The following is a 5,791-nucleotide window of genomic DNA, read 5'->3' as shown; positions in this document are numbered from 1 at the left end:
AAAGGCTATTTTTGAGTGTAGTTAAAAACTACTGTCGTTCTTTTAAATACAAGGCCTAATTAAAAATCACCTTATAGTTCTTATGGGATGCTCCTAAATAATAGACATGGAAGTGTGGATTCCGATAGCTATCGCTATGGATTCAACGGAAAAGAAAAGGATGATGAAGTCAAAGGTGGTGGTGCTCAATATGATTATGGATTTAGAATTTATGACCCAAGATTAGGTAAGTTTTTGAGCACAGATCCATTAGCTCCATCTTTTCCTTGGTATACCCCATATCAATTTGCAGGTAATAAACCAATTGTTGCAATTGACCTTGATGGACTTGAAGAACTTGATTTCAGAATTTTAGAAAAATTAGAATACGGTGAGATAGTAGTAGATATGACTAAGGCACCTGATGTATTTATAAAAAATGGTAAAAAATATTATACTACGTTAAATGCTTACGGAGCTAATGCTAATCCTCAGTATTATTTTACTAAAGCATTAGAACAAGCACCAGATTGGTGGAGTGCTGAAAATAAGGCGAGAATAAATGCTGGTCAAATGCCACATCCTGATGAGACATTCCTTAAAAAATTAGGTAGAAATCTAAATGAAGCCGATTTTGCTAAGCTAAAAGCTGTGGCATATGAAACAAAGACTAGTAGAGCATTAATGAGTATGGAACATCATCATCTAAATCATTTAGATGAAGCCATAGGTTTGCCGTGGAAAGTACATAGAGGAGCTGGAAATACAAAATTCTGGCATAAATTCGGAAAGGGTTCTAAAAGAGTTTTAGGAACTGCTTTAGTTGTTGTAGGTATGGCCATGTCTTTAGAAGCATACGCTGTTAACGGAGATGATCCTATAACTGCCGAGTTCGGAATAACAGGCGTCGATATAGAAGACGAAAATATAAATTTATTCATGGAAGTATTGGGAAGCCAAAAACTTGAAACAGCAATTGAAACTTTATCGGAGTTTGATCAGTTTTCGATATACTATGCCTCTTTAAGTGAAACAAAAGATTTTATTGAAAACGGTACTATTCCTGGAGGTGCGGGAAAAACACACAGTAGTGCAGCGTATACGGCTCAAGAAAGGCATTATTACAATGGCGAAATATCTCCTTATATGTTTATTTTCTATAATGACAACCTTTTAGATGTTAGACAAACTCCTCAAAATACACAAACGGATCCCGATCCAGAATCCTCCAGATAATTTGAAATTATGTTAAATAAGTTTATAAATTGCTATAATAATTATATTACATCTAAACGAGAATATTTTCATCGGCAAGGTATTTACAATGAAGGGTATGATTTAATAGTAGAAAAAAAGCAGTTTGAGAAGAATGACTTTAAATTGATTGATTTAGTACAAAAATATGCTTTTGAATCTTCTGCTCAAATACCTGAGTTTTTTGTGTTAGATGATTGTTTAAGAAATTCTATAAATCCTAATTGGATTGCTTTTGCAGAATACTTGGGGCGAAATTGGTTTTATACTTTTGACACAGAAAACAATAATGTTTTTCTAGTAAATCAAGAAAACAATAAAAAAGTTTTTGAATGCGCAATTAATGACGATTTTTTTCTACAATCAATGTGTATTATTTTAAATATAGAGTCTATTAGATTTAGAAAAAATTTAGAAATTATCCAAGATGGTTACCTAAGAGAAAAATTTGCAGAATGCGTTACCATTTCCGGGAATTCACTTAGCGAAGATTTTTTCAAATTTATTATAGGGTTATAGATAGGTACATGGTGCACTGCAACCTACGAGGGTATTTTAAAATAGGGTGTCCCATAAATGGGATGTGACTCAAATAGAGGTAGTTATTAAGCTGCAACCTACGAGAGCATTTTGAAACAATATGTTCCTTATAAGGACATCATTGATATTTAGATAGTTATAAATATCTGAAGTGAATTAATTGTTTTAAATATTCTTGTTGTTTTTTCCTTAATAGCTTGTAAATTTATGTTTTCTCGCAAGCGAGAAAGTCGTTCTTTTAAATAGACTTTAGTGCAGTCCTTACGGGATGCTCCTAAATAATAGACATGGAAGCGTGGATTCTGATAGCTATCGCTACGGCTTCCAAGGCCAGGAGCGCGATGATGAAGTTAAGGGTGCAGGAAATTCTTATAACTATACTTTTAGGATGCATGACCCTAGGTTGGGAAGATTTTTTAAAGTTGATCCATTAGCACCAAAATATCCTTATAATAGCACATATGCTTTCAGTGAAAATAGGCTTATAAACTCTGTCGAACTTGAAGGGCTTGAAGCTGAAGATTTAATGTCAGGCAAAATTGTTGATATGGGAACACAAGCTGAATTAGAGTTGTTGAACAGCAAAGATTACTCCATGTGGCAAGACATGTTATCATGGGAAAAGTCCATATCATCCGACGAAGCTTTTAATAATGAATCTATACCATGGCTTTCAGTAAATCGGCAGCGAATGACAGATGCATATGGTGATCTGACTAATACAGACTTTTATGCAATTAAAATTTCTACATTACCAGAAGGATGGAGCGAAGCAACTCTTTATTCAAAAATCAGAACAAATTTTGGATATTACATGGATCCAGATGTGGCTGTTTTAGATTTTACTTGGCATGATAGTAAGTCTGAAAAAATGTGGGAATCGGATAATCCAGTTGGGTCAGTCTTAGTCTTCAATAGTGCTATGGATGATGCTGCAGTAATGACCACACACTTTTCTGATAAAAGTTGGGTATTTACTCCTACTTGGACTTCTGAAGATTTCGGGCATCCATTAGCTGGAAATCGTCAATTTGGATTAACAAGTAATTCTGATGGTAGTTTGACATTCTATACTAGAGGAATTGATAGGATGTGGTCAATGCCTGACGCTGCCTACAATAGTATAGGTTTTGGGATGTCAGGTATTGGAAGATCTAAGGACGAGAATAATTTTTTCGGACAAGCAGATCAATTGTGGAATTTTGTAATGGATCAAATAATTAAAGAAATAAAAGCATCTGGAGGTAAAGCAGAAAAAACTCACAGTTTTAGTAGGAGAATAAGCTGGGAAAATGATATAAATTCAAGTGACAAAGAGCCCGAACCGCAAGGTGGTAGTGTTTCAGGTCAAATCCAAACAGTTATGCCTGCTGGAGGCTAAATTATTTTATTATGCAAAAAAAGATTTTAAATTGTGTTATTAGTTCTATTATAATTGGAGGTGTTGTAGGTTTATTGGATTTTTTGATATTTAAAATTTATAAGCTTTTCATCGGAATAGATTTTACTTTTAATCAACTTTTGGGTTATATATTTTTTGTAATGCCTATGTGGGTATTTATAAGCTTTATTTTTTTTCTAATAGTTCCTGTCGTTAAAAACTTAAAGTATCATCGGATTTTAACTTTATCTTCTTTTATTATAATAGTAGTTGCGTTACCTATTCCTTTGTTTTTTAAAACAAATAATTTCCTTGATATGGCAGAAAATATATCCAAGTTAATATGCTCAATTTCTGCATTTATTATTGTATTAAAATTTAAGAAAAAAGCATTACATTAAGCTCATAAGGTTCTGTCGCATTAACTCTTTTAGTATATGAAAGTAGAATCGATACAAAGACTAAGCTGCTAGACTGCAAAAAGTTTTAAAAGTAGATTTCTTAGGATTCAAAATTTGATCCTTTCTAATCATGTTTATTATTTCTATTCCTGCTAGTGTTCTTTGTGCTGATTCAAATTCTTTAAATCCTGTTGTGATTTTAATTCTGCGCTTTATGCTTCGATGATCTTGTTCTACAATATTATTCAAGTATTTCTGCGCTGAACCTTTCATTCTTCTCTTTGTAGGTAAGAAATCTATGGTTTTTCCTTGTTTATCAACTGCTCTATACAGATACATGTCTCTACCACCTATTTTGACATAGGTTTCATCTAGTCTCCAGCTATCACTTACTTGTCTGTTACAACGGTTCATATTATGTTCAATTTCTTTTGAAAACTTAAACACCTATCGCTGAATCGTAGAGTGATCTAACTTCACGCCTCTAATCGCCAATAACTCTTCTATATCTCGATAACTCAAACTAAATCGTAATTTAAAGTAAACTGCTTGCTGTATTACAATATGCGGATATCTATGACGGTGGTACATGTGCTTAATTTTGAATCTCAAAACTAAGTATATTTGAAAATGCAAAAGTTAATGCGACAGAACCGGTATTGCCGCATTTACTTTTCTATTTCAACGGTCCAATTTTCGTTTAACTTGTAGTGCTCAAAAGATGATGTTAAACTTTCTTCAGTTTTGTAGAAATCACAAGGTCGATATACCATTATATATTCAAATTTGTGTTTATCTGTTTTTGGCATATGAAATTTAAAATCATACTTCATATTGGAACTACTTAATTGACAATTAGTCTTGGTTACGTATATTTTTTCGGGAAGCTGATTATCATAGAACTTTGTAATTAACGAATCATATATTACATTTTTCCGCTGGTAATTCAAATCTTTGCTTGGAATTATTATAACTCTATTAGAACTATCTAGTAATTCTAGTATTTTTAATTTGTCGATATAATCTATAGAATTATAAAATTCTTCATTATTTATTTTAAACTCTTCTCCATAACTCTCTAAAGAGGATTTTTTTGATTCAGAACACGTACAAAGTAAAAATGTAAAGAATATCCAAAAAACATTTTTTTTATTTTTCATAATGATTTATTTAATTTTTGGTTTAGACTCATCATTATGATTAACCTCTGCCGCCTCCCATACTTCCGGTACTTGGAACGTAATTATCTCTACCACCACCCTCAAGCCTGTGATAATTATAATCTTCAAGATACCATTCAAATAATCTATCTCGCTCTGATTGATCAATATCTAATGATTTTAAAATCTCTTGACCATTTTTAATTGCTTTTTGTTCATGAACCTCATCTTCTCTGTCTGATGTTCCCGCTTCCGCAAGATCTGCTGGGTCGACAACTACATTATATTCATCTAAAGCCATAGCCCATAATAGATTACCTACCTCATTAGCATTGTAAGCTACATTTTTAATTACATATAAACTATTATCGCCTACACCCAACATTTCTCCAATTCTGTTTTTAAAATCTAACAAATCGGAAGGTGCCTTATACGGACCTGCGTTTGATTGTTTCAGTACAGTTAGTTCTCTTGAGTCTGAACCACCAAATGGTCCAAAAACAAAATCTACATAACCAAGGATACCTGATAAATCTTTATCTGATATAATATTTATATCAGTAAAATTTCCATTAAACTCACTTTCTGATCCAGCATCCCTACCCGTTAAGGTTTCAAAGCTATTTGCAGAATATGTCATACCCTCAAACTTGATTTGAATAATTTCACCACGAGGTTTAGACATATCTGTTACAATTTCTGCATCGACAACCTTCATTATAGGTTTAGTATCATGTTGATTGTATGTAAAAGTGGTTGTAGTTTCTTCTAGCCCCTCCAGTTCTCGCATATGAATCAATTTATTACCGCTAAATGAATAGGGTGTGTAGTGTGGATAGCTTCTTGTCAACGGATCCACCGCAAAAAATCTTCCCAACCTAGGATCATGCATTCTAAAGGTATAATTATAAATATTCCCTTCACCTTTCACTTCATCATCACGTTCTTGTCCTTGGAACCCATAGCGATATGCGTCAGAATCCACAGCTCCATGTCTGTTATTTAGGAGCATCCCGTAAGGACTATAAGGTGATTTTTAATTAGGCCTTGTATTTAAAAGAACGACAGTAGTTTTT

General features: G+C 33.0%; 5 protein-coding genes and 3 pseudogenes. 5 read left to right on the top strand and 3 right to left on the bottom strand.

The window, feature by feature from the left end; translation table 11 throughout:
* Positions 1 to 84: 84 nt before the first annotated feature.
* The 5 genes and pseudogenes from IL45_RS15360 to IL45_RS14580 all read left to right on the top strand — a co-directional run.
* Positions 85 to 318: pseudogene (locus IL45_RS15360) on the top strand (RHS repeat-associated core domain-containing protein); the annotation flags it as partial.
* A gap of 69 nt (positions 319 to 387) precedes the next feature.
* A complete protein-coding gene (locus IL45_RS14595; RefSeq protein ID WP_262496366.1) occupies positions 388 to 1,215 on the top strand; it encodes a hypothetical protein in 828 nt (275 codons plus the stop codon).
* A gap of 9 nt (positions 1,216 to 1,224) precedes the next feature.
* On the top strand, positions 1,225 to 1,752 hold the full coding sequence (locus IL45_RS14590; protein WP_036585594.1) for a hypothetical protein: 528 nt from the start codon (positions 1,225 to 1,227) through the stop codon (positions 1,750 to 1,752).
* Positions 1,753 to 2,041: 289 nt separating this feature from the next.
* Positions 2,042 to 3,154: an RHS repeat-associated core domain-containing protein gene (locus tag IL45_RS14865; protein ID WP_051788756.1), complete on the top strand. Its 1,113-nt coding sequence runs from the start codon at positions 2,042 to 2,044 to the stop codon at positions 3,152 to 3,154.
* Positions 3,155 to 3,165: 11 nt separating this feature from the next.
* Positions 3,166 to 3,555, top strand: coding sequence for a hypothetical protein (locus tag IL45_RS14580; RefSeq protein ID WP_036585592.1), 390 nt, complete (start codon positions 3,166 to 3,168; stop codon positions 3,553 to 3,555).
* A gap of 60 nt (positions 3,556 to 3,615) precedes the next feature.
* Here the strand turns inward: IL45_RS14580 and IL45_RS14575 are convergent.
* The 3 genes and pseudogenes from IL45_RS14575 to IL45_RS14565 form a co-directional block, all read right to left on the bottom strand.
* A pseudogene (locus tag IL45_RS14575) lies at positions 3,616 to 4,146 on the bottom strand (IS6 family transposase).
* Positions 4,147 to 4,223: 77 nt separating this feature from the next.
* Positions 4,224 to 4,715 (bottom strand): hypothetical protein, encoded by a 492-nt coding sequence (locus IL45_RS14570; RefSeq protein ID WP_036585585.1) that lies wholly within the window; start codon positions 4,713 to 4,715, stop codon positions 4,224 to 4,226.
* A gap of 40 nt (positions 4,716 to 4,755) precedes the next feature.
* A pseudogene (locus tag IL45_RS14565) lies at positions 4,756 to 5,730 on the bottom strand (RHS repeat-associated core domain-containing protein); the annotation flags it as partial.
* Between the last annotated feature and the right edge of the window lie 61 nt (positions 5,731 to 5,791).

This window comes from Nonlabens ulvanivorans (genome assembly GCF_000732625.1).
GTDB lineage: Bacteria > Bacteroidota > Bacteroidia > Flavobacteriales > Flavobacteriaceae > Nonlabens > Nonlabens ulvanivorans.
The sequence above is the reverse complement of the archived record's forward strand: the minus strand, read 5'-3'. Positions and strand labels throughout refer to the sequence as shown.